This is a genomic window from Algoriphagus ornithinivorans (genome assembly GCF_900115305.1).
Classification (GTDB): domain Bacteria; phylum Bacteroidota; class Bacteroidia; order Cytophagales; family Cyclobacteriaceae; genus Algoriphagus; species Algoriphagus ornithinivorans.
In genome coordinates this window covers 293,295-317,614 of record NZ_FOVW01000006.1, presented here as the reverse complement: position 1 = coordinate 317,614, position 24,320 = coordinate 293,295, and the positions used below count along the sequence as shown (strand labels likewise).

The 24,320-nt window shown below is 38.1% G+C and carries 23 protein-coding genes; 18 read left to right on the top strand and 5 right to left on the bottom strand.

From position 1 onward, the window contains the following. Positions 1–3 precede the first annotated feature (3 nt). Entirely contained in the window at positions 4–1,671 is a 1,668-nt protein-coding gene (locus tag BM073_RS11360; protein WP_091654210.1) for a L,D-transpeptidase family protein, read from the top strand. Here the strand turns inward: BM073_RS11360 and BM073_RS11355 are convergent. Further along, positions 1,668–2,351, bottom strand: coding sequence for a murein L,D-transpeptidase catalytic domain family protein (locus BM073_RS11355; protein ID WP_091654208.1), 684 nt, complete (start codon positions 2,349–2,351; stop codon positions 1,668–1,670). The genes BM073_RS11360 and BM073_RS11355 overlap by 4 nt on opposite strands. 294 nt (positions 2,352–2,645) lie before the next feature. Here BM073_RS11355 and BM073_RS11350 point away from each other — a divergent pair, with 294 nt between their 5' ends. The 13 genes from BM073_RS11350 to BM073_RS11290 all read left to right on the top strand — a co-directional run bounded on the left by BM073_RS11350 (position 2,646) and on the right by BM073_RS11290 (position 16,313). Further along, positions 2,646–3,056 (top strand): 6-pyruvoyl trahydropterin synthase family protein, encoded by a 411-nt coding sequence (locus BM073_RS11350; protein WP_091654340.1) that lies wholly within the window; start codon positions 2,646–2,648, stop codon positions 3,054–3,056. Continuing rightward, entirely contained in the window at positions 3,016–3,720 is a 705-nt protein-coding gene (folE, locus tag BM073_RS11345) for a GTP cyclohydrolase I FolE (protein ID WP_091654207.1), read from the top strand. The genes BM073_RS11350 and folE overlap by 41 nt, the downstream gene beginning before the upstream one ends. A 111-nt stretch (positions 3,721–3,831) precedes the next feature. Then, the gene (locus BM073_RS11340) at positions 3,832–4,512 is read left to right on the top strand and encodes an SDR family NAD(P)-dependent oxidoreductase (protein ID WP_091654205.1); all 681 of its coding nucleotides are present in this window, start codon (positions 3,832–3,834) and stop codon (positions 4,510–4,512) included. Between the two features lie 69 nt (positions 4,513–4,581). Next, positions 4,582–4,845, top strand: a complete 264-nt coding sequence (locus BM073_RS11335) for a hypothetical protein (RefSeq protein ID WP_091654202.1) — start codon at positions 4,582–4,584, stop codon at positions 4,843–4,845. 17 nt (positions 4,846–4,862) lie between these two features. Beyond that, positions 4,863–5,306, top strand: coding sequence for a hypothetical protein (locus BM073_RS11330; protein ID WP_091654201.1), 444 nt, complete (start codon positions 4,863–4,865; stop codon positions 5,304–5,306). Beyond that, the gene (locus BM073_RS11325; RefSeq protein WP_091654199.1) at positions 5,303–5,932 is read left to right on the top strand and encodes a flavin reductase family protein; all 630 of its coding nucleotides are present in this window, start codon (positions 5,303–5,305) and stop codon (positions 5,930–5,932) included. The genes BM073_RS11330 and BM073_RS11325 overlap by 4 nt, the downstream gene beginning before the upstream one ends. A 60-nt stretch (positions 5,933–5,992) precedes the next feature. Beyond that, positions 5,993–7,129, top strand: a complete 1,137-nt coding sequence (locus tag BM073_RS11320) for a hypothetical protein (RefSeq protein ID WP_091654197.1) — start codon at positions 5,993–5,995, stop codon at positions 7,127–7,129. A gap of 48 nt (positions 7,130–7,177) precedes the next feature. Continuing rightward, positions 7,178–8,176 carry a ligase-associated DNA damage response exonuclease gene (locus BM073_RS11315; protein ID WP_091654195.1) on the top strand — a complete coding sequence of 333 codons (999 nt, stop codon included), beginning with the start codon at positions 7,178–7,180 and terminating at the stop codon, positions 8,174–8,176. A gap of 124 nt (positions 8,177–8,300) precedes the next feature. Next, positions 8,301–9,830, top strand: a complete 1,530-nt coding sequence (guaA, locus tag BM073_RS11310) for a glutamine-hydrolyzing GMP synthase (protein ID WP_091654193.1) — start codon at positions 8,301–8,303, stop codon at positions 9,828–9,830. Positions 9,831–9,967: 137 nt separating this feature from the next. After that, positions 9,968–11,620, top strand: coding sequence for an ABC transporter substrate-binding protein (locus tag BM073_RS11305; protein WP_091654191.1), 1,653 nt, complete (start codon positions 9,968–9,970; stop codon positions 11,618–11,620). Further along, positions 11,617–12,909, top strand: coding sequence for a glutamate-1-semialdehyde 2,1-aminomutase (hemL, locus tag BM073_RS11300; RefSeq protein ID WP_091654189.1), 1,293 nt, complete (start codon positions 11,617–11,619; stop codon positions 12,907–12,909). The genes BM073_RS11305 and hemL overlap by 4 nt, the downstream gene beginning before the upstream one ends. 140 nt (positions 12,910–13,049) lie before the next feature. After that, a complete protein-coding gene (locus tag BM073_RS11295; RefSeq protein ID WP_091654338.1) occupies positions 13,050–15,812 on the top strand; it encodes a M14 family metallopeptidase in 2,763 nt (920 codons plus the stop codon). 150 nt (positions 15,813–15,962) lie between these two features. Next, on the top strand, positions 15,963–16,313 hold the full coding sequence (locus tag BM073_RS11290) for a Spx/MgsR family RNA polymerase-binding regulatory protein (protein WP_091654188.1): 351 nt from the start codon (positions 15,963–15,965) through the stop codon (positions 16,311–16,313). A 48-nt stretch (positions 16,314–16,361) separates the two neighbouring features. On the opposite strand, the gene BM073_RS11285 is transcribed toward BM073_RS11290, so the two are convergent. Continuing rightward, positions 16,362–17,318 carry an NAD-dependent epimerase/dehydratase family protein gene (locus tag BM073_RS11285; protein WP_091654186.1) on the bottom strand — a complete coding sequence of 319 codons (957 nt, stop codon included), beginning with the start codon at positions 17,316–17,318 and terminating at the stop codon, positions 16,362–16,364. A 145-nt stretch (positions 17,319–17,463) separates the two neighbouring features. Between BM073_RS11285 and kbl the strand changes: the two genes are divergently transcribed. After that, a complete protein-coding gene (gene kbl / locus BM073_RS11280) occupies positions 17,464–18,657 on the top strand; it encodes a glycine C-acetyltransferase (protein ID WP_091654184.1) in 1,194 nt (397 codons plus the stop codon). Between the two features lie 184 nt (positions 18,658–18,841). Here the strand turns inward: kbl and cdaA are convergent, their stop codons facing one another. Together cdaA and folP are read right to left on the bottom strand one after the other, a co-directional pair. After that, on the bottom strand, positions 18,842–19,717 hold the full coding sequence (gene cdaA / locus BM073_RS11275) for a diadenylate cyclase CdaA (protein WP_091654182.1): 876 nt from the start codon (positions 19,715–19,717) through the stop codon (positions 18,842–18,844). Next, on the bottom strand, positions 19,714–20,598 hold the full coding sequence (folP, locus tag BM073_RS11270) for a dihydropteroate synthase (protein ID WP_091654180.1): 885 nt from the start codon (positions 20,596–20,598) through the stop codon (positions 19,714–19,716). The genes cdaA and folP overlap by 4 nt, the downstream gene beginning before the upstream one ends. A 14-nt stretch (positions 20,599–20,612) precedes the next feature. Between folP and BM073_RS11265 the strand changes: the two genes are divergently transcribed. Genes BM073_RS11265 through BM073_RS11255 form a run of 3 tightly spaced genes read left to right on the top strand, consistent with a single transcriptional unit; the run spans position 20,613 to position 22,778 of the window. Continuing rightward, positions 20,613–21,158, top strand: coding sequence for a DUF1599 domain-containing protein (locus tag BM073_RS11265; protein ID WP_091654178.1), 546 nt, complete (start codon positions 20,613–20,615; stop codon positions 21,156–21,158). Further along, the gene (locus BM073_RS11260) at positions 21,151–22,251 is read left to right on the top strand and encodes a BT_3928 family protein (protein ID WP_091654176.1); all 1,101 of its coding nucleotides are present in this window, start codon (positions 21,151–21,153) and stop codon (positions 22,249–22,251) included. The genes BM073_RS11265 and BM073_RS11260 overlap by 8 nt, the downstream gene beginning before the upstream one ends. After that, positions 22,248–22,778 carry a shikimate kinase gene (locus tag BM073_RS11255; protein WP_091654174.1) on the top strand — a complete coding sequence of 177 codons (531 nt, stop codon included), beginning with the start codon at positions 22,248–22,250 and terminating at the stop codon, positions 22,776–22,778. The genes BM073_RS11260 and BM073_RS11255 overlap by 4 nt, the downstream gene beginning before the upstream one ends. Here BM073_RS11255 and BM073_RS11250 read toward each other — a convergent pair. Next, complete coding sequence (locus tag BM073_RS11250) at positions 22,768–24,279, bottom strand: OmpP1/FadL family transporter (RefSeq protein ID WP_091654172.1); 1,512 nt, start codon at positions 24,277–24,279, stop codon at positions 22,768–22,770. The genes BM073_RS11255 and BM073_RS11250 overlap by 11 nt on opposite strands. Between the last annotated feature and the right edge of the window lie 41 nt (positions 24,280–24,320).

The following is a 24,320-nucleotide window of genomic DNA, read 5'->3' as shown; positions in this document are numbered from 1 at the left end:
TTTATGAAAGCTAATAGCCACTATATAAACCGCTTCTTTTTAATGGCGGTTTTTTTATTCTTAAGCGTTTGCTCGGCTTTTCCCAGTCAAAAGGAGGTTGCTGATAAGATCAGATTTATCCTGGAGACCGATCAACCCCAAAGAAAATTGGAAGTGAGGGGCTTGCCATTATTGACATCCAGTGAAATTCATACTTTTTACGGAGCGAGAGAGTTTAACCCAGTTTGGTCTTTCAATGGGGAATTGACCGAATTTGCATATGAGATGCGCTACGAGATCATCCAGTCAAAATATGATGGGCTAAACCCTGAAGAGTATAATTTGAAATTAATTCAGACCTATTTTGAAGCTTTTGAAAGTAATAAAAAGAAGAAAAATGCGAATGATTTCAGTGATTTGGCTGATTTTGATTTGCTTTTGACTGATGCGTTTTTCAAGCTGGTTACTCATTTGGAAGTTGGAAAAGTTGACCCATCATCCTTGAAAAGTAACTGGGGAATTGAGCCTATTCAAAAGCAATTAGACTATATAGAATTACTGCATACTGCTCTTATGAGAAAGGAAATTCGGCCAGTGATCCAGTCTGTTTATCCTAAATTTGAAATCTATCGAAAGGGCAGAGAAGTAGTCAGAAATCTCGAATCCATTGCGAAAAATGATTCTTTGGATTGGAAACCAGTCAAAGAAAACAAATCAATTAAATTTGGTGAGACTAATTCTTCTATTCCCGCTTTACGAGATAGATTGATTTTCTGGGGATATCTTGTCGGATCTACTGTTGCTGATAAATCGTCAAAACTCTATGACTCTCTTCTTATTGAAGCGGTAAAAAGATATCAGGCAGACAATGGACTTGATGCAGATGGAATCTTAGGTAAAATGACTTTGGAGGCTCTTAATCAATCTCCAAAAAGTTTGATCGATAAAGCTTCAGTAAACTTGGAAAGGTTGAGGTGGCTTCCGGACACAATTCAAAATTCCACCTACATTTTGGTCAATATTGCCAATTTTGAATTGGACTTTATTGATAATCGGGACACGCTTTTTTCTGAAAAAGTGATTGTTGGCCAGCCTTATCATCAGTCTCCAGTCTTTTCAGCTCAGATGAGTTATATTGTTTTCAGTCCATATTGGAATATTCCTTATTCCATTATGCGGAATGAAACCCTTCCTGCAATTCGAAAAAACCCTTCTTATTTAACTAGAAATAATATGGAGGTGATTACCCGATCAGGGAAATATGTAGATCCTTCTACTGTAGATTTTAGCAGCAAGTCCTTTCCATACTTGATTAGGCAAAAGCCAGGACAAAATAATTCGCTTGGACTAGTTAAGTTTATGTTTCCGAACAAGTACAGCGTTTATATTCATGATACTCCCACGAGAAACCTATTCGAAAAGGAAGAACGAGCGCTCTCGCATGGTTGTATCAGATTGAAAAATCCCACCCAACTAGCACAATTACTATTAAAAAACAATCAAGATTGGGATTCACAAAAAATTGAAAAAGCTATGAATCAGCCTAGAGAACAAATTGTAAACTTGGACAAAAAGATACCCGTTATCTTGGTTTACCTTACTTTCTGGGCGGACTCAAATGGAAAGGGTCATTTCAGATCAGATATCTATCAGCGTGACGCTGAGATTTTAGCGGCCCTAAGATCTTTTTAAGGTTGAGCTAGTTCGGAATTTTCTAAGTAGTCAGGAGCTTTGCCGAACACGAACATTAATGATCCTTCTTTTATAATGTCTATTGCTTCTTTGCTGATATCAGGGGGGAGTGCTGGACAGCCTAAGCTTCTTCCTAATCGTCCTGTAGCCTTAGCAAATTCCTCCTTTGCATAATCTGCGCCATGGATAACTATAGCTCTGTTTCGTGCTTGATCATTGATTCCCTTTTCCAGTCCATCGATTCTCAATGAGTAACCATGCTTCCCAAAATAAGTCTCCGCTGTTTTAAAAAATCCTAAGCTACTCTTATAAGATTCGGGTTTATTGGAAAAAGATTCAGCCATCAATTGACCGGAATTTCTACCGTGTGATACAACTGTGTTGATTAAGATTTCTGATTTTTCCATATCGATTACCCAAAGTCTTTTCTCGGTAGATGGGAGGCTGAAATCGATAATTGTCAATACAGGATTTTCCAAATTATTCTCCAACTTTTCCCACCCATTCATAGCAAGCTCAAAAATTTCTTTAGAAGGAACCAAAGGTGCATCATCAACTATCATTTGATAAATTTTTTCACTTTCAGATATTTTAGAGAGGTTGGGAGTAGTAGTAGTGTGGATGATATTTGCTGTTAAAGCAAAGCTTATTAGCGTGTGAATTATGGTAGGTAGGGTCATAGTTTTTCCTTCTTTACAAATGCCAAGCCAAATATTTAACTAGGATATTATTTGATTATCAAGGACTTGGCTAATCTGGGTGATAAGCGAACGTCCACTTTAAGGAACTAAAATAAAGTGGACTTTTGTTCCTTTTACGGTGAAAATTTCTATTTATTACCTCTGAATTTGATAAATGGTTAATTTTGCCGACTGCAAAAAATAAATGGTTGAACAGCAGGAGTTTGAAATTTCTGTTTAAAGAATTTGAATAAAAATTAAACAAAAATAATGGAACTGCTGTTCAGAGAAGTAATGAAAGTAACCGTATTCCGCAAAGAGCACTTCAACGCCGCGCACAGGCTTAATAATCCTGCCTGGTCACCTGAAAAAAACCAAGCTGTTTTTGGTAAATGCAATAATCCCAATTACCACGGACACAATTATGATTTGATAGTAAAACTCAGGGGAGAAGTTGATCCTGATACAGGATACGTTTATGACATGAAAGTGCTTAGCGATCTTATCAAAAAGCACGTATTAAATAAATTTGACCACAAAAACCTAAACTTGGATACCGATGAATTCAAAAATCTCAACCCTTCCGCTGAAAATATTGCAGTGGTTATTTGGAATATTTTGAGGGAAAAAATTGATCGGAAATTCGAATTAACGATTCGACTTTATGAAACAGAAAGAAACTTTGTTGAATACGATGGGAATTAATCTGTCCCGGGCTTCATTTGAGGAAATCGGTGAAGAGCATGTTGGAACTTCTTTAGAAACCCCTCTGAGAGAGGATGCTTTCGAAATGGATGATGATTTAAAAGTGGAATTGATTGAAAAGCATTTCCGTGAAATCATGAACATTTTGGGATTAGACCTCACAGATGATAGTTTGAAAGGTACTCCTCATCGGGTGGCCAAAATGTATGTGAAGGAGGTTTTCGCAGGTTTGAATCCAAAGAATAAGCCAGCTGCAAAACTTTTTGAGAACAAGTACAAATACAATGAAATGTTGGTAGAAAAAGATATCACGTTTCATTCTCATTGCGAACATCATTTCGTTCCGATCTATGGTAAGGCTCATGTGGCTTACATTTCTAATGGAAACGTGATCGGTCTTTCAAAAATCAATAGAATAGTACAGTATTTTGCCAAAAGGCCTCAGGTTCAAGAAAGATTGACCATGCAAATTGGAAATGAGTTGAAAGAAGTTTTAGGCACTGAAGACGTAGCTATTATCATGGATGCTTATCATATGTGTGTCAGCTCGAGAGGTGTCAATGATACCAACAGCTCAACCGTTACTTCCTTTTATTCAGGTAAGTTTGAGCGAGACGAACAGGCTAGAAATGAATTTCTGAAGTATATCAGTTTAGAAAAGTAAAATATATCCTACTAAACCAACTTTAAAAACCGGGCAAAAGCTCGGTTTTTTTTGTTTTTCCCAAAACAAATTCCTTCATCAAATGCTTTTATACATGAAACCAAACAAGTTATGCAAGAAAAAAATATTGTTATCATCGGAGGAAACTCAGGAATTGGAAAAGCTATTTCGGAATCATTAAAATCAAAAGGTGCAAATCTCTATTTGTACTCCAAAAGTGGTGATGGAACTACTGAATTGGACATCACCGAAGATTTTGACCAGTTACCAGATTCACCTGATGTTATTGATGGTTTGGTTTATTGTCCAGGCACTATAAATCTGAAGCCTTTTCATAGAATTAGCATAAGTGATTTCCAAAAAGAATTAGACATTAATTTTTTGGGAGCAGTTAAAGTTTTGCAAGCTTCTATAAAGGCTTTGAAAAAGTCTGATTCGCCTTCAGTTGTAATGTTTAGCACGGTTGCAGTTCAGACTGGTATGGGTTTTCATGCCAGTATTGCAGCAGCAAAAGGTGCTGTAGAAGGGCTGACAAGATCATTGGCGGCCGAATGGGCTCCTTCAAAGATTCGAGTAAACGCCATAGCTCCATCTTTGACAGACACCCCATTGGCAAATGCATTGTTGTCATCTGATGATAAAAAAGAAGCAAGTAATAAAAGACATCCTATCGGAAGATATGGCACTCCGGAAGACATTGCTAATGCTGCAGTATTTTTGCTGTCTGAGGAAAGTTCCTGGATGACAGGTCAGATAGTGCATTTGGATGGAGGAATGTCCAATCTTAAATAAACTTTAAACAATTTCAATAGAATTTTGTCATTACTTAGGGTACGGTCCCGAGAAGAACGAGCTGTGAATATGAAGACTCCACCTGAATCATTCCTATTGTTTAAGGAAGAATTGAGGAAAGCCCAACTCGAAAAAGAAAGGCTAAAGAAAGACTATGAGAATAAGCTTGCAGAAGTTAATCAAGAGCTTGCGAGGCTGAAAGAGCAAATTAAGTCTCAGCAGGATATGATGCGGACTACTCTCGAATATGCCTCAAACCTAGAAGTTCGCTTGGAGCAATTCAAAGACGAAGTCAATCAATCTGAAACCAAGCGTAAAAATACAGTCTATTAATCCCTCACCATCTTGCCATGAACGACACCTTATATCCATCAGAAACGCGAGATTTTGAACTGGCTTTTGAAGAAAAGTATGCACGCGTTTTAATTAATCCTGACAAAGGAATTGTGATTTGTGAATTACTTGCAGACTATATCCCAATTGAAGATTTTAAGGAAACTTTCAATCAAATAGGGGAGATAGTTAAAGCAGGTAAGTACGAAAAATTCATTTTCGACAAGAGATCTCTGAGAGCCTTCCATCAACCTACAATGGAATGGTATTTTATTCATTGGAAGAAAGATATGTTAGCATATGGTGTGAAAACCCATCGTAAAATCCTTCCAGATGAAAAGTGGTTTGAAAAAATGGTTCAAATAGCTAAGAATCAGATTTTGGAAACCTATCCGGATAATATTATTGATCAATTGGATATCAAATATTGTGATACCATTGAAGAGGCAATTAAAAAATGATCAAGCATTTCAGCAAAGAGGATATTCTGGAATCTGACTCATTTTTCAGAAGAAATCTGATTAATTGCCTATCAGGATATAAAAGCCTAAACCTAATTGGTACAAAGAGTAAATCAGGAATCAATAATTTGGCTCCTTTTTCTCAGGTTTTTCATATAGGTGCATCTCCTCCGTTGGTGGGGATTCTCTTTAGGCCTCATACTGTTCAAAGAGATACGCTGGAAAATATTCTGGAAACAGAGGTTTTTACTCTCAATCATGTTACCCCAGAATTTTACAAAGAAGCTCACTGGACCTCAGCTAGATGGGAGGGTTCGGAATTTGAAAAAACTGGGCTTGAAGAGGAATATTTGGAGCAATTCTATGCCCCTTTTGTTAAAAAGAGTCCTCTCAAATTGGGCTGTTCATTAGTTGAGACACAAACATTAAAAATTAATGAAACTGTTTTGCTGATAGCTTCTATAGATCACATTTACGTGGAAGAAAAAGGGCTAAGGCAAGATGGATCTCTTGATCTAAATATTTTGGAATCTGTAACGGTTTCAGGTTTGGATGAGTATCATGTCGGTGAAAAGCTGAGTAGACTTAGTTACGCCAAACCTGACAAACTTCCACAAGAAATTTAAATCCTCGAAAGAGGATTTTCTTTTTTATGAGTATTTGATAGTTTTGGAAAAAGACTTTTTATGAAATTTTTCTTTTCTACTCTTATCGCAGTTTTAGTTTTATACTCCTGCAGTCAAAAAAAATCCGAGGAAGTCTCAGGTGCTTATGTCCCAGAATTAGTATTGGTGGACAGTATACAGGTAGGCCGTTTGGTTGTTCCAACTTTACTGGATTATTCTGATGATGCTCAGAAATTTTTGTTATTCGATTTTAAAAGCAATGAATTTATCCTAACAGACAATTCTGGTAATATTCTCAAGGTTGCTAATCGAGCTCAGGACGGGCCTGATAGTTATAAATCCGGATATTTTGAAGCCTCAAGATTTATTTCTAATGATAAAATTTTAGTAAAAACTTTCTCAGGAAATTTTATTTACAATCTTGAATTTGAATTAATTGAGCAGCATCCAACACAAATTCACATTTTATCAAGGTTGATGGGAGATACTCCCAGTCTTATTTCAAAAGATGGAATGGTATTTATGTTTGGGTTTAGGGAAAGTGAGCAAGATCAATTTTTAAAAAATGGTCTAATGGAAATGAGTACTTATGATTTTCTTAAGGTTAGTACTGCAGATGGAAATCAGCTTTATTCTTCTAAAGTCCCGAAATCATTAAACTATATTCAAGATAAAGGTGAATATCTTAGTTATGAACCAAATGCTTATTTGAAAAATGATCAAATTTTCTTGCAGTTCACATTAACGCCAAAACTATATAAGTATTCTTTTCCTGAATTGAATCTTTTGGATTCTATAGATTTAAATCCTGGTGAAAATTTTAAAATTACAAAGCCGACAATCCCCAATCAAAACTTCGATGTATTTTTCGAGGTTCTTCGAGGTTCTAGGTATCAGAATTTCACCTTTTCAAATGATTATTTAATAACCTGGTATTTGAAAGGAGCACCGGATGAAGAAGTTGATGCTTTAGATAGGAGAGTAGTTGGGGATGAAAAGTATATGAGCGTAGAAGATAAATATAAAACGCCTGTATACCAGATTTTTAAAGATGATAAAAAGCTTTGGGAAGGGGAGTGGCCAATTAAACTTCAGGCAAAAAAAGAGTTACTCTATTCAGTTAATGCCAAACCCGGTGAAGACCCGAATGCTGAAGAAAGAGATTTTCAGACTTTTTACTTTTATGAGTTGAAATAAACAATATAGGGGTTCTCTGGCTTAAATTTATCAAAGATCTATATCCAATTGAATTTGCTAGAACTTACAGAATCCGGTTTGTATTGCCCTCCCGCCCAAGTATTTATTGATCCTTGGAGGCCGGTTGACAAAGCGCTGATCACCCATGCGCATTCAGACCACTCCCGTTGGGGAATGAGGGCTTACCTAGCTCATCATCACTCTGCGGAAGTGATGAAATTGAGGTTGGGTGAGGATATCAATCTTCAAACCCTCGAATACGGTGATGAACTTTTAATTAACGGAGTTAAAGTTTCTTTTCATCCTGCTGGACATATTCCCGGATCGGCTCAAATTAGATTGGAACACAAAGGCCGTGTAGCTGTAGTCAGCGGTGATTACAAAGTGGAAGATGATGGACTATCAGCTGCATTTGAGCCTGTTAAGTGCCATGAATTTGTATCAGAGTGCACGTTCGGACTACCAATTTATAAATGGGAAAGTCAAAAAGAGATTTTCAATCAAATCAATTCTTGGTGGAAAGAAAATGCAGCCGAAGGCCGAAATTCTGTGCTATTTGCTTATTCTTTAGGAAAGGCACAAAGAATATTGCAAAACTTGAATCCTGATATTGGTGAAGTTTTCGTTCATGGAGCAGTCTGGAACACCAACCAAGCTTTATTGGCAAATGGCATTTTCCTTTGGGATGTCCCAAAAGTCACTCAAGAAATTCCAAAAAGTAAATACAAAGGGGCTTTGATTATAGCGCCACCATCGGCCATGGGAACTCCCTGGATGCGAAAATTTTCTCCCTATAGGACAGGGATTTGTTCAGGCTGGATGGCAATTAGAGGCACCAGAAGGAGGAGAGCAGCCGACAGGGGATTTGTTTTATCAGATCATGCTGATTGGGAGGGATTGATACAGGCAATTACTGCTACTGAAGCTGAAAAAGTCTATCTGACTCATGGTTCCACTGCAGTTTTTGGGAAATACCTTCAGGAAGAAAAGGGGATAGATGCAGTTGAGTTAAAAACCTTATTTGGAGAGGAAGAGGATACGCAGTAATTATTATTCTATAAATAGCTGATAATTAGTTTATTTATGAATTTTACTGGAATATTGTTTAAAACTATCACCAAATTTTCTTTGCCGTATTTCAGCAAACCGACCATCCTGCTTACCTTTGCGCATGGCAGAACAAATTTTGATCCTCGATTTCGGTTCTCAGTACACCCAACTCATCGCCCGAAGAGTTCGAGAACTGAATGTTTATTGTGAAATTCACCCTTTTAATAATGTTCCTGAGATCAATGATGATATCAAAGGGATCATTTTATCCGGGTCTCCTTGCAGCGTAAGAGATGAAGGAGCTCCTGATTTGGATTTGGATAGCTTGAGAGGCAGGCTGCCGATTTTGGGAGTTTGTTATGGATCCCAGCTTTTAGCGCATAAATATGGGGGCGAGGTGCTTCCTTCCACGATTCGTGAGTACGGAAGAGCTAATCTTGACCATATTGACCTGCACCATGATCTTCTGAAAGAAATGACTCATGGTTCTACTGTTTGGATGTCTCATGGAGATACCATCAAAAAATTACCGGAAGGTTTTAAAGTTATTGCCAGTACGTCTTCTGTGGAAGTGGCTGCATTTAAGATTGAAGGAGAAAAAACCTACGGGATACAGTTCCACCCTGAAGTAACACACTCTACGGAAGGAAAAAATCTTCTAAGAAACTTCGTGGTTTCTATTTGCGGATGTGCTCAGGATTGGACCTCTGATGTTTTTATTGATGCGACTATTGAAGATTTGAAATCCAAAATCGGATCAGATAAAGTAGTGATGGGCTTATCCGGTGGTGTTGATTCATCAGTTGCTGCAACTTTAATTCACAGAGCAATTGGTGATCAACTTACCTGCGTATTTGTAGACAATGGATTGCTTCGAAAGAATGAATTCGAAGAAGTACTAGAATCCTACAAAGACATGGGTCTGAATGTGATAGGTGTAGATTCCAAGCAAAGGTTTTATGACGCCTTGGCTGGATTAACAGATCCTGAAGCCAAAAGAAAAGCAATCGGAAGAGTATTCATTGAAGTATTTGACGATGAGGCTCACAAAATTGACGGAGTTAAATGGCTGGGTCAAGGTACGATCTACCCAGACGTGATTGAGTCAGTATCCGTCAAAGGTCCTTCTGCCACCATTAAATCCCATCACAATGTAGGAGGACTTCCAGATTTCATGAAGCTATCCGTTGTCGAGCCTTTGAATACCTTATTCAAAGATGAGGTAAGAGAAGTGGGAAGAGCTTTAGAGATTCCCGAAACCATTATTGGAAGACATCCTTTCCCTGGTCCGGGTCTAGCTATACGAATCTTGGGAGATATCACTGCCGAAAAGGTAAAAACCTTGCAAGAGGTTGATCATATTTTTATTCAAGGCTTGAAAAATCATGGTTTATATGATCAAGTTTGGCAAGCTGGTGCTATACTTCTTCCTATTCAGTCTGTAGGGGTGATGGGTGATGAGCGTACCTACGAAAGAGTGGTTGCCTTGAGAGCAGTAGGTTCCGTAGATGGAATGACTGCAGATTGGATTCATTTACCGTATGAGTTCTTGGGAAAAATGTCCAACGAAATCATCAACCGTGTAAAAGGTGTAAATAGAGTAGTCTATGATATTTCTTCCAAGCCACCAGCAACAATCGAGTGGGAATAATTTTAAAAAATCAATAAATGTTAAAACCCGAGGCTTTGTCTTCGGGTTTTGCTTTTATAATCTATTATGGTCCAAACTTTGGGTTTGGAAATAATGGCTTAAATTTGTCTATTCAGTTTGATTCATACCCTTGATTCATGAGAAAATCCTTCCTTTTCCTAGCAGTTTTTTTCATTAGTATTTTGGCTTGGTCTCAGAATTTACCTGAGAGTTATAGACGAGCCCAAGTTCAATTAAATTCCGGGTCCTATTGGGAGGCCATGAATTCTTTTAAGGAATTTGTTTCTGTTGAAAAATATGGGAATCTAGCCAATTACGCAGCATTTCACGGAGCTCAGGCTGCTTTGGGTGCCAATCAGCCTAATCAAGCCATAGATTTTCTTGAACCTCTTGCATCCCGAAATTGGAATAAAGGCGAGGAGGCTAAATACCTTTTAGCAACAGCATACTTTCAAAATAGTCAGGTACTGCAGGGGCTGAAGGAAGTTAGCCAGCTTCAAAATGAAGAGATCAAAAGAAAAGCGCAGAATTTAATTTATGAATTTCTAATCAAGCAAAGCCCTGATTTCTTGATTAGAAATTTGAGAGAGTTTCAGGAATTATCCGGCTACACAGCAGCTTTAAGTACTGTTTTGAATAGCAAATCGGTACTTTCTTCCGAAGAAAGAGCACTGTATTATGAGCTTCAGGGAATAGGAGAATTAAGTGGTTCATCTAAAATCAAAGATGAGGTTTTGGATATTGTGGTAATTCTTCCTTTTACTGATGGCAGGTCTGGTGAAATTTCTCCATCATCATTTACCTATGAATTATTTGAAGGGATTCGGTTTGGCGTAAATCAACTTAAAAAAGAAGGGAAAAGGGTGAATTTGATTTCCTTTGATTCTAAGCGAGATTTAAACCACTTGCAGAATATACTGAAAGAACCTGCAGTAAAACGTGCCGATGTAATAGTTGGACCTATTTACTTGGAGGAATCTGATTTAGTGAGCGCATTTGCGGAAAATGCCAAGATTCCTTTTATCCACCCTCTTTCCAATTTGGGAGAAAGATTTCAGGATAAGCAGTATAGCTATTTATTCAGACCATCTGCTGAGAATATAGTAGATGGAATTGTTCAAAATCTGAAATCTCAAAGGTGGGGTAAAAGAGTGGCCATTGGGTACAGCAATAGCTCAAGGGATGAAAAAATGAATGCCTTTCTGAAGGAAAAATTGACGAAAGAAGGGTTTAGAATAGTGGATTCCCAACCTTTGAATCCCAGAAATGCAGCTAGTTTTCTTGCTGATTTAGGAGTTAGGCCTGGAAGAGATAGTGCCAATTTGAAGGTGGATCAGGTGATAATGCTGAGCGATGATCCTGCCATAGCCCAGTCTACACTTTCCTTGATAGAATCAGTAACAACCTCTTTACCGATTTTGGTAATGGATTCCTGGCTTGGTTTCAATTTTGCGAATTTTGAGATGTTGGAGGATCAGAATTTCTACTTTATCTCCAACAATTCTCCAGCTTTGGATAAAGAGGAAATGATTGCGTTTAAAACGGATTTTTATAACAAAAATTTAGTCTTCCCTTCCATGAATGCTGTTTTGGGGAAGGAGCTAATATTTTGGCTTTCCTCCAACTTAAGCCCAAGCTTTGGGTTTGATCTTAGAAGGAGCTTGAATCAACAGCAGTTTCAACAAGGAAACATAACCTGGGGATTTAATTTTCTAAACAGCAATTCAAATAATTATGTACCTGTATTCGGTTTTGAATACGGTGAATTGAAACCTTTAACAAATCAATGAATATTTCTGAAAGCAAGCGGCTTTTTGCCCATGCCCAAAATTTTATTCCAGGTGGAGTAAACTCACCAGTCCGTGCATTTCGTGCAGTGGGGGGTGATCCTATTTTCATCAAAAGAGCCGATGGGGCATTTATCTTTGATGAAGATGACAACAAATATATAGAGTTGATTAATAGCTGGGGGCCAATGATTATTGGCCACAATCATGCTCTGATTAGGGAGGCTGTGATTAAAGCTATGGATAATGGAACCTCATTCGGGGCTCCTACCGCAAGAGAAATTGAAATTGCCGAATTGATTATCAGTATGGTTCCCTCGGTAGAGAAAGTGAGGATGGTTAATTCGGGAACTGAAGCAACCATGTCTGCGATTCGTCTGGCTAGAGGGTATACTGGTCGGGACAAGATTGTCAAAATGGAAGGGCATTATCATGGACACGGAGATTCATTTTTGATTTCTGCTGGTTCAGGTGCTATTACCATGGGAAATCCCGATTCACCAGGAGTCACCAAAGGAACAGCAAAAGACACCTTGCTTGCACCTTATAATTCTTTGGATGCAATTGAGAAATTGGTGGCTGCTAATAAAGGAGAAATAGCGGCATTGATTTTAGAGCCTGTTCCCGGTAACATGGGCTTGGCTACTCCTATGCCTGGCTATTTGGAAGGTTTGAGAGAGATTTGTACCCGTGAGGGAATCGTTTTGATTTTTGACGAGGTCATGACAGGGTTTAGATTAGCTCCCGGTGGTGCGCAAGAACTATATGGAGTAACTCCTGACATGACTACTCTGGGAAAAATTATCGGCGGTGGCATGCCGGTAGGTGCTTATGGTGGCAAGAAAGAAATCATGGAGCATGTTTCTCCAGCAGGACCGGTTTATCAAGCAGGTACATTATCAGGAAACCCTATAGCCATGGCCGCAGGCTTGGCAATGCTGAGGCATTTAAATGCACATCATGGGATTTACGGAGCTCTAAATGAAATCGGAAGAAAAATTTCTGAGGGAATAAAGAAGATTAATATTGAATTAGGCTACTCTTACACGGTTAATCATTTAGGCAGTATGTATTCCTTATTCTTTTCTGATGAGCCTGTGATTGATTTTGAATCTGCAAAGAAGTCAAATACAGCGCTTTTTGGTAAGTACTTCCAAGCTATGCTGAAAAGAGGAGTTTACTTGGCTCCTTCTCAATTTGAGAGCTTATTTCTATCCACTGCATTGACAGATGATTTGATTCAAAAAATTCTTGATGCTCATAGAGAAAGTATGTTGGAAATCCATTCATAAGTGAAAGGCCGTTAATTCGGCCTTTTTTTATGCCCACTCATAAATTGGCTGACCTGTTTATGAAAATTTCAGGAAAGCTTTCGGGTAAATCCCTTAACTTCTTCCCCAAGAAATTTTATTTACCACCAACCCAAAAATCCATGAAGCTAAAATCATTTCTTCTGGCATGCATATTCATTTTACCTTTTTTGTCTGGCTATGGACAAAAGGTAGATGAAGCTTACAATGCTAAAATCAGGGAGTATACTACAGATGCGAGATTTTTGCCTAACTCTGTTTTAGACGTAATAGATCATCCCAGTATTCCATCACCTTCCAAGCATTTTGGAGAGATAATAGGAGCTCCCGGTGTCATGCATAGAACATCTGACATTTATCAGTATTACCAATTATTGGCAGAAAAATCAGATCATTTATCCATACAACAGGTAGAAACCACTGAAGAAGGAAGACCGATTTATCTGGTGGTGATCGGGAATAACGAAAGTATGAATGGTCTGGATACTTATAAAGAATACCTTGATCAATTAGCGGATCCTAGAAAAATCTCTACCGACCAAGCTGAAGATATTTTTCAAAAAGCAAAGCCTGTCTATTATTTGAATGGTGGAATGCATTCTACCGAAATGGGTTCACCGGAAATGCTCATGGAGCTTGCTTATCGTTTGATTACAAGTGAAGACAGAACTGTTAAGCAAATTCGGGAGAATGTTATTGTTTTAATTAATCCTGTCTCTGAGCCGGATGGTAGAGATAAGTTGGTGGATTGGTACAACAGATATACCAAAGCCAGAACCGAGTGGGATGACGGGTTTCCAAGATCAGCTCCTTATTGGGGGAAATATGTATTCCACGATAATAATAGAGATGGACTACAGGTTTCTCAGGCTATCACAAAGGGTATATTTTCCATATTTTACGAGTGGCATCCTACGGTCATGCTGGATCTTCATGAGTCTGTGCCATTACTTTATATTTCAACCGGTACAGGGCCTTATAATGAACAAGTTGATCCTGTGACTATAGGAGAGTGGCAAGTTATGGCTAACCATGATATCACCACTTTGGCTGCTCAAGGCATGCCTGGAGCTTTTACATGGGCTTTTTATGATGGTTGGTGGCCTGGATATGGAATTTGGGTAGCGAATAACCATAATTCCAATGGACGCTTTTATGAGACTTTCGGAAATGCTGGGGCTAATACCTACCTAAGAGATTTATCGAAATCCAGGTATGCTGGAGACCCTGCCACCACTAGAGAATGGTATAGACCTGATCCTCCAACAGAAAAAGTGTATTGGTCTGCGAGAAACAATATCAATTATATGCAGGCAGGAGTATTAGCTTCTCTAACCTACGCTGCCCAAAACGGAGAGCAGTTATTGCGGAATTTTTATCAAAAAGGGGTGAATTCTATCCGTAAAGGGAAGACCGAAGGGCCGAGGGCTTATGTGATTCCAAAGGAACAACGAGATCCAGCCATGGCAGCTTATTTGGTCAATCAATTGAGAGCTCAGGCAATAGAAGTTCATCAGGCAGAAAATGAAGACTATGTCATTCTTTTGGATCAGGCTTATAGAAATTTAGCAGTGACGCTTCTTTCAGAACAGAATTATCCAAAAGATGCAAAGTTTCCGCCCTACGACGACATTGCTTGGACATTGAGTTATTTATACGGAGTAGAGGTTGATGCAAAAGATTCAATTGATTTTGATGTGTCTTCTTTAAAAATGCTAGAAAATAATGTTGCATACAAAGGAGAAGTTAAAGGTTCCGGCTCCACGTATTACATTTCCTATAAGGCCCAAAATAATGTCTTACCGGCACTTTACTGGATCAAGCAGAAAAAGAGTGGCGCGGATATTCAAGTATTGAAATCTGAGTTTGCCCTCGAATCAGATACTTTAAAATCTGGGTCTATTATGATCAAGGGAATAAGTTCTTCCGATTCTGAAGAGTTGACGCAGAAATTTGCTTTGGATTTAATTAAAAGTAATTCAGGGCCTAATCAATCAGATCTACAAAAAGTAAGTTTGCCAAGAATAGCTATTTATCATACTTGGTTTAATACGCAAGACGAAGGCTGGTCCCGTTTTACCTTTGAGCAAAGAGAAATTCCTTACACTTCTATTGATAAAGATGATCTCAAAGCAGGAAACCTAAATTCCCGATTCGATGTAATCCTAATCCCGAGAGCTAGGGGAGAAGCTGCGGATTTTATCCATGGAATAGACAGCAGGTTTGGCCCTATGCCTTATACCAAGACTGCAGATTTTCCTTCTCATGGATATCCAGATCAAACCAATGATATGACTGGAGGACCTGGATTTGTGGGAATTGATCAATTGAAAAAATTCATTGAAAATGGTGGAGTTGTAATCAGTATTGATAATTCTACCAGAATGATAGCTGAAACTGGAATCACAAGGGATTTAGAGTCTTATACTGCCTCAGGTTTATTTCATCCAGGTTCGGTGGTCACTGTGAAAGCAAAGAATACATCTAGCCCAATATTATATGGGTATCCAGAAACATTTTCGATTTTCAAGGGGAATGGCCCACTTTACCAAGTTGACTTAGCAAAAAGGGATTTGATGGTGTTACAATATGGAACCAAACCTCTAAAAGATGAAGAACCATACACTGGGCCAATAATGGGGATGGAAAATCCCAACAAAAACCTTGAAAAGAAAGCAGATTCAGGAAAACAGGCTCCGTATGTAAGATCTGGTATGGTGCGAAATGAGCAAACCATTATTGGTCATGGAGGAATATTCAATGTGCCGGTTGGTAAAGGCAGAGTAGTGGCCTTTACTTTTGACCCATTACATCGTTTTCTGAATCACCATGATGCTCCTTTGGTATGGAATACCTTAATCAATTGGAATCATTTGGGGCAGTAAGGAACAATTTGTCCTTTTATTAGATTTTAAAAGGAAGTCAGGGATCGACAAATTTCAGCAAATTAGAAGCTTGTCTTAGCTTTTGATTTGTGATTTTGAATGACTCTGGGCTTAAATATTACTTAAAAAATAAAACTCAATACATTAATTATGTCAGTGAAAGTTTACGGAATCAAGAATTGTAATACGATGAAAAAAACCTTTGACTACCTGGATTCAAAGGGAGTTGATTATGAGTTTATCGATTACAAAAAGCAAAAACCATCCTCTGATCTCTTAAACAAATTTTTAGAAAAGACTGAATTGGACCAATTGGTCAATAAGAAAGGAATGACCTATCGTAAGATGGACGAGCAGCAAAGGAAAGACTTAGAACAAAAAGAAACTGCCGTTCCTATTTTGGCTGAAAATTCCAGTATGATTAAAAGGCCTATAATCCTGTATCCGGATACAAGTTTGACTTTAGGTTTTGATGAAAAGTTGATTTCAGAGAAACTATAAAAAAAGCCTGGTAGAAATTAACTACCAGGCTTTTTGTTTGATTTTAGATTATTTTTCAACAGGGAAATAATCCGGTAAATTTTCAAGTATGTCCTTAGTCATTGCATCTAAGGTGAAATCTGGTTGCCAGCCCCAATCTTCTTTGGCTTTGCTGTCATCTATACTGTCAGGCCAAGAGTCTGCAATCTGCTGCCTAAAGTCTGGTTGGTACTCTATTTCAAATTCAGGGATGTGTTTTTTGATGCTTTCGAAGATTTCCTTTGGAGTGAAACTCATTCCTGCCAGATTATAACTGGATCTAACTTTTACAGCCTCCTTGGGAGCATCCATCAAATCCAAGGTCGCCTTAATAGCATCAGGCATATACATCATTGGGAGGTTGGAATCCTCTCTAAGAAAACAATTGAATTTTTCCCCTGCCAAAGCCTTATGATAAATATCTACTGCATAATCAGTAGTTCCACCTCCAGGAAGGGATTTGTAACCGATTAATCCTGGATATCTTAAGCTTCTGACATCTACACCATATTTTTGGAAGTAGTACTCGCACCATCTTTCTCCTGCTTGTTTGCTGATTCCATAAACTGTGTTGGGCTCTTTAACACAATATTGAGGAGTATTGATTTTTGGAGTATTTGGACCAAATACCGCAATGGAGGAAGGCCAATAGATTTTATCCAATTTGGTTTCTTTTCCAAGTTCTAAAACAGAAAGTAAGCTTTCCATATTTAGATGCCACGCGAAATGAGGATTCTTCTCTCCAGTCGCAGAAAGTACTGCTGCCAAATGGTAAATCTGACTTACATTTTCTTCTTTTACCAAATCGTAAAGCGCTTCTTTGTTCAATACATCCAGTACTTCAAATCTGCAGTAATCAAAAGAATCTCTTGCAGAATCCCTTAAATCTGTTGCGATTACTTGCTCTCCTCCAACTCTATCCGCTAATGCTTTGGTAAGTTCTGAACCCAGTTGTCCAGCAGCGCCAATGATTAAGATTTTTTCCATTTTCAGGTGTTTAAAAAAGCCCTCATCCTTCCGAGGCTTTTTGTTTATATTTGGGTTTGCTTGCGCAAAAGTAAGAAAAATCAGAGGGTCAAACAGAATTTTTGACCAATGGGAATCGAAAATTATCAGTAAATAAAATTTTAAAATGTACGATCAATTTAAACCCAAATTACAAGAGGAATTAAAATCCATAGAAGAGGCAGGATTGTTTAAGAGAGAAAGAGTTATTACCTCTCCTCAAGCTGCTGAGATTACAATATCCGGAGGAAAAAAGGTATTAAACTTTTGTGCTAATAATTACCTAGGTCTATCCTCTCATCCTCAAGTGATTGAGGCTGCTAAAAAAGCAATTGATACCCACGGTTTTGGGATGTCTTCTGTTCGTTTTATTTGCGGTACTCAGGATATTCATAAAGAACTTGAGAGAAAAATCTCTGAATTTCTGGGCACTGAAGATACAATCCTTTACGCTGCCGCCTTTGACGCAAACGGCGGGGTGTTTGAGCCATTATTAGGCCCTGAGGACGCTATCATATCCGATGCCTTGAATCATGCTTCAATCATTGATGGCGTTCGTCTGTGTAAGGCTATGCGCTATAGATATGAGCATAACAATATGGAGGATTTAGAAGCACAACTGAAAGATGCTGTTGCTAAAGGGGCCAAACAAAAAATCATTGTGACTGATGGAGTATTCTCCATGGATGGAACCATTGCTCAACTCGATAAAATTGTAGCATTGGCAGAAAAATATGAGGCTTTGGTGATGTCAGATGAATGTCATTCAACAGGCTTCATGGGTAAAACCGGTAGGGGAGTTCACGAGCTTTGCAATGTAATGGGTAAGATGGATATCATTACTGGTACATTAGGTAAAGCTCTTGGTGGTGCTTCAGGTGGTTTTACATCTGGAAGAAAAGAAATCATTGAATTGTTGAGACAGCGCTCAAGACCTTACTTGTTTTCTAACACTTTAGCTCCTTCTATTACAGGTGCCTCAATTGCTGTCTTGGACTTGCTATCAGAGACAACTGAATTACGGGATAAACTAGAAGAAAATACCCAGTATTTCAGAGCAAAGATGACCGAGGCTGGATTCGATATCAAGCCGGGTACTCATCCTATTGTACCCGTGATGCTGTATGATGCGGTGTTATCCCAAAAAATGGCAGAAAAGCTATTGGAAAAGGGAATTTATGTGATTGGATTTTATTATCCTGTAGTTCCTAAAGGGCAAGCTAGAATTCGTGTTCAAATCTCAGCTGGACATGATCGCGAACATTTAGATCAGGCAATCAATGCTTTCATTGAAGTAGGAAAAGAATTGAAAGTTATTTAAAAATAATCTGATTATCGGCAATCTTGCCACTAAGCATATTTTCTTTGCTTAAACGGTTGGAAGACCGATGACCGAAGAATCGGGATTCTGCTAATTTGGCCTAATTCTAAGCCATATTCTTCTTCTTACTGATAAGAAAGCAGATATTGATATAGATAAAGCCGAACTGAATGTTCGGCTTTTTTTATGATTTACTGGTCATAGCCAGTTTTCTTTTCTTTTTCATTTCGTAGTCTTCCAGGTTTTCAAACCTAGAGTCTACATCTAAGCTGTTGAGGTAATCGTTCAGGGTTTCCCTTACCTCTTGGAAAGACATATTATGCAAAACTTTACCATTTTTTGCCATTGAAATCTGGCCAGTTTCTTCTGAGACAATGAGAATCACTGCATCAGTTGCCTCCGACATCCCTATACCTGCGCGGTGTCTTAAACCAAATTGAGCAGGTACTTCGCGTTCTGTTACAGGCAAAATACAACGAGCTGCTTTTATTTTCCCGTTATGAATAATCACAGCTCCATCATGAAGTGGGCTGTATTTATTGAAAATCGAAACCAATAATCTTTTAGAAAGCTCTGCATCCAGAATATCTCCACTTTCAGCGTAAAATTTCAGTTCTGTGCTTTTTGAAATAACCATTAATGCGCCGGTGTTGGAACCCGCCAAAGTTTTGGACGCATCAATTATAGGACTGATATTGAAGGAGGAATTGTCCTTTTTTCTCCAAAAGAACAAAATGTCTTTCCAGACATTATCGTCCGACAATAAGGAAGATCTTCCAATCAATAGGAGGAACTTTCTGATTTCAGGGGCAAAAATGATAATTGCAGCGATAACACCTACTCCCATAAATTGGCCAAGAATAGAGGAAAGCAATTCCATTCTAAGGGCACGCACTAATAGGTAAACAAGGTAAATTGAGAGGAAGCCCAAGAAAATCTTGATTGCAACACTCCCTTTCAGCAATTTGTAGACTTGATACAATAGAAAAGATACCAACGCAATATCGATCATATTGACGATGGATATTTCTAAGAATCCTATTTTAAAAAGTAAGGTCAAGGGTATAATTGTTTATATAATTTTAGGGTTTCATTTGCTTCTTTAACGTCATGAACTCTCAGGATGTTAGCACCTTTCAAAAGCGCTACCATATTTAAGGCAGTTGTTCCATTGAGGGCTTCCGAAGAATCACAATCCAAGGTTTTATAAATCATGGATTTCCTAGAAAGTCCTGCTAAAATGGGAAGTCCCAAGGCCTTCAAATAATCTAAGTTTCTTAAAAGAAAATAATTTTGATCTAGGTTTTTTGCAAAGCCAAAGCCCGGATCAATAATTACATCTTTGATGCCAAACTTTCTTATAACATCCAGTTTTTCCGCGAAATAGTTCAATATTTCAACAAGAATGTCAGAATAGTTTGTTTTTGTCTGCATTGTCGCCGGATTTCCCCTCATATGCATCATGATATAGGGTATTTTTAGCTTAGCGACTGTTTCAAACATTTCTTTATCCAACTCCCCTCCGCTGATATCATTTACGATGTGAGCACCCGATTCTATGGCATCTTTGGCAACTCTTGATCGAAAAGAATCTATGGAGATAAGCACTTCCGGAAACTCTTTATTAATCCAAATTATAGGTTGGATTACTCTATTCAATTCTTCTTCTACACTTACTTCCGAAGCACCCGGGCGGCTACTATATCCGCCAATATCTAAAATGCTTGCCCCTTGCCGAATCATTTCTTCGGCCTTCTTCAAAATAATGTCCTTTTCCGCCTTTACTCGACTTTTATCAAAAAAAGAATCAGGAGTACTGTTTAAAATACCCATAATTTGTGGCTTTTCCCAATGAATAAGCCTTCCCTTAATTTGAAGTGTATATTTTTGAGGAAATAATTTATCTTCGATCGAAGAAGTCACGCTGTTGGCAGGTAACATTAAATTAGAATAAATTGGAAAACAAAACGAGTAACGAATATACGCAAGTAATTGCCCGTTGTAAAGAACTATTCCGCAAGAAAACCATCGATTATGGGACCGCTTGGAGGATATTAAGACTTTCTTCTATTACAGATCAAATTTTTATCAAAGCCCAGCGGATCCGCTCTATCCAGGAAAAAGGAAATCAGAAAGTTGAGGATCCTATTGTAGACGAATTTGTGGGTATCATTAATTATTGTCTGATTGCTTTATTACAAATTAGTTTTGAAAAAGATGAAAGGATGGAAATTCCATTTGATGACATAGAGCCTGTGTACGATAAATGGGTCAGTCAAACCAAAGGACTTTTGGAAAACAAGAACCATGACTATGGAGAAGCATGGAGAGATATGCGGGTGAGCTCTATGACAGATATTATTTTGATGAAACTTTACAGAGTAAAGCAAATAGAAGACAATGAAGGCCAAACCTTGGTGTCTGAAGGAATAGAGGCGAATTATCAGGATATGATTAATTACTCAGTGTTTTGTTTAATAAAATTGAATTACCATGCTTAATAAAGGAATATTGTGGGTTTTGAGACTTTTGGTAGGAGGTCTATTTATTTTCTCTGGTCTAATCAAAGTGAATGATCCTGTCGGAACTGCTATTAAGCTGGAAGAGTATTTTGACGTTTTTTCTAATGACATTGCAGGATTTTTCATCTATTTCAAGCCATTCGCATTATATATAGGTGTTGTTTTGGTTGTACTTGAGGTAGTTTTGGGAGTGATGCTGATTTTGGGTGTAAGGAGTAAATTGACTGCTTGGGCATTAGCGGCCATGATTCTCTTTTTTACATTTTTGACTTTTTTCTCGGCCTATTTCAACAAAGTAACTGATTGCGGATGTTTTGGTGATGCAATAAAGTTGACTCCATGGGAGTCTTTCTATAAGGATGTGATCCTAATGGTTTTGATCGGCGGTATTTTATTATTGAGAAATCACCTTCCAACTCATGCCCCGGGATGGGCTAAAAAATCTGTGATAGCAGTGGCAGTTTTATCTTTGATTTTATCAATCACAGCGATTAGAAATCTGCCTTTTATTGATTTTAGAGCATATAAAATTGGGGTCAATATCCCCAAAAGTATGCAGCCATCCTCTCCATTGCAATATTCATATATCATGAAGAAAGATGGGCAAACAGTGTCTTTAGACCAATATCCAACTGAGGGGGGATATGAGTTTGTGGAAATGGTGTTAAAAAATCCAGAAGCCCTTCCGAAGATTTCTGATTTCGCGGTTTGGAATGAGGACGGAGATTATTCTGAAGAGATTTTTTCAGGAAATAAATTGTTGATTTTAATTAGCAATCGAGCTAAGATGAGTTCTTCAAATTTGGATGAAATTGATGCTTTGGTGAAGGACTTAAAGAGCTCACCTATCCAAGTGGTTTTGGTTGCGGCGGCATCTCAAGAAGAAATTGACCAGTTGTTAATAGACCAAGGTTGGAATATCCTTGCTTTGCAAGCAGATGCTACCGTAGTGAAGACAATAGTCAGGTCAAACCCAGGCATCATGTTGCTGAAAGAAGGAACCGTTATCGGTAAGTTTCATCATAACAATACTCCTGATGCTTCAGAGGTCTTAGATTTGTATATTCAATGAGCGAGCATTTAAAAGTAGTTTTGGTAGGGCTTCCAGGTTCAGGCAAAAGTACTTTTGGAAGACAATTAGCTCAGTCCTTAAACTTCCCTTTTTATGATTTGGATGCTATGATCGAGCAAAAAAATCAAATGAAAATCCCAGACATTTTTTCCAGAATGGGAGAGGGGAAGTTTAGAGAAATGGAATCTGAAATGTTGGCTCAGGCATTAAGTTATGATAGATCATTTGTTCTAGCTTCGGGAGGTGGTTGCCCCTGCTTTAATGACAACATGGATTTGATTAATTCACAAGCAATTTCTGTGTACTTGGATGTACCCCTAAATGATATTTCTGATCGCTTGGAGGGAGCTAGAATTCAAAATAGACCCATGTTCCAAGGCATGGAGGGTGGTGAGATTATCCTAAAATTAAAAAACCTTCTGGCAGAAAGAGAAGAGTATTATAATATGGCAAAAATAAAGCTCAGTGGATCTGATTTCTCCACTGAGCTTTTAATATCTGAGCTAATTCACCAGCTTAGAAAGTAATTCCTAAAGTCAAAACCCCTGAGAAAATACTATTATTCAACTCAGTGAATGGTCCAATATTATTTCCCTGCTGATCAAGTACTTGGTAAGAGTTATATAAAGCGTTCGATCTTCTGTTTACCACAGCAAAATCAATAGTGAAATTATTTAATCTGGCTCCAAATCCTCCACTATATTGCTGCATACTTCTATCGAAGTTAGAGTTGCTGTAAGGATCTCCAAAGTGTGCAAAGCCTGCTCTTATTCTAAAAATTTCCAATCTTGCTTCTCCACCAAGTCGGAAATTCAATGTGCTGGTGTAGAAATCTCTGATAGCTTGGTTATCCGGACCTTCGTTAAAATCATTGGAGTTTAATCTTGCAGCGCTAAAGTCTACATAATCCACATCTGCTGAAATAAATCCATTTTTCCCCAAGAAGAAAGTAGCTCCAGCACCAACTTTTAATGGTGAGTTGAGCCCATAAGAACTCAGTATGAAATCTGTAGCAGCCTCCTCTCTTCTTAAGGTTATATCCTCAGGGGCATAATAGAAGTTATCAAACTCAGCTATAATTCTGGCGTCATATTCTTCACTAAGGGAATACCAAGTCGGACTTTGGAAGTTGAAACCAAGATTCAAGTGGTCAATTGGCTTATAGATTAAACCTAAATTTAAATTCACTCCTGTCCCGTTGATAAATAAATTTTCTCTGAGAGAAGTATTGAACAATGGGCCTTCCGCAAACTCTTCATTATAAACTTTTCTAGAAGCAAAATTTAATGATCGAATTCCCAAGGATCCTCCCACAAATACCTTATGATTAAAGTTTGCTCCATAAGAAAAGGTTATTTGACTTGCATTTCCCTCTTGTGTGATGTTTTCATCCTGAAAGGCTCCGATTTCAAACCCAATTACCGGATCATATTCACCGGGAATTGCATTTCCATTGGAGTCCAATAATGGATTAATTAAGTAAGTATTATATGCTAAACCTGTTAAGCCCAGACCTGGGATTTGAGATTCAGGAACTCCGATAGCATTTTGGAGATAGAAATCTATGATGGAAGTTGACCCAATTTCATCTGAGAAAAAGCCGTATTCGGTGTTAAAATTCGCAATTCTTTGGATACTGATACCAAATGAACCTCCCTTAAATGCGCCTCTATTTAAAGGGCCTTTGGGGCTGGCGAAAACGACCGAAAGGTTGGGGATTGAAAAATTACTGGTATTATATTGTCTAGGCTGCCCCAAATATTGGGTGTCAACTCTCCAATCTGAATAACCAAATGTGATGCTGGCTTCAGATTTTCTAAAGAATCCAAGTCCTGCTGGATTTCCAGCAATGTTTGAAACGTCACCTCCTAAGGACCATTGAGTTCCTCCTATACCAATCATTCTTGCTGAACCTGCTGGTACGTTTTGGCTAAATCTTAATGCATCCTCAAAATATCCACTTTGACCATAAGATAGAGTAGACAAAAAGAGAGTGAATGCTATGAAAATAGAAGATTGAATTTTCATTAAATAAATTGTTGATTTCCTAGATATAACGGGAAAAATGT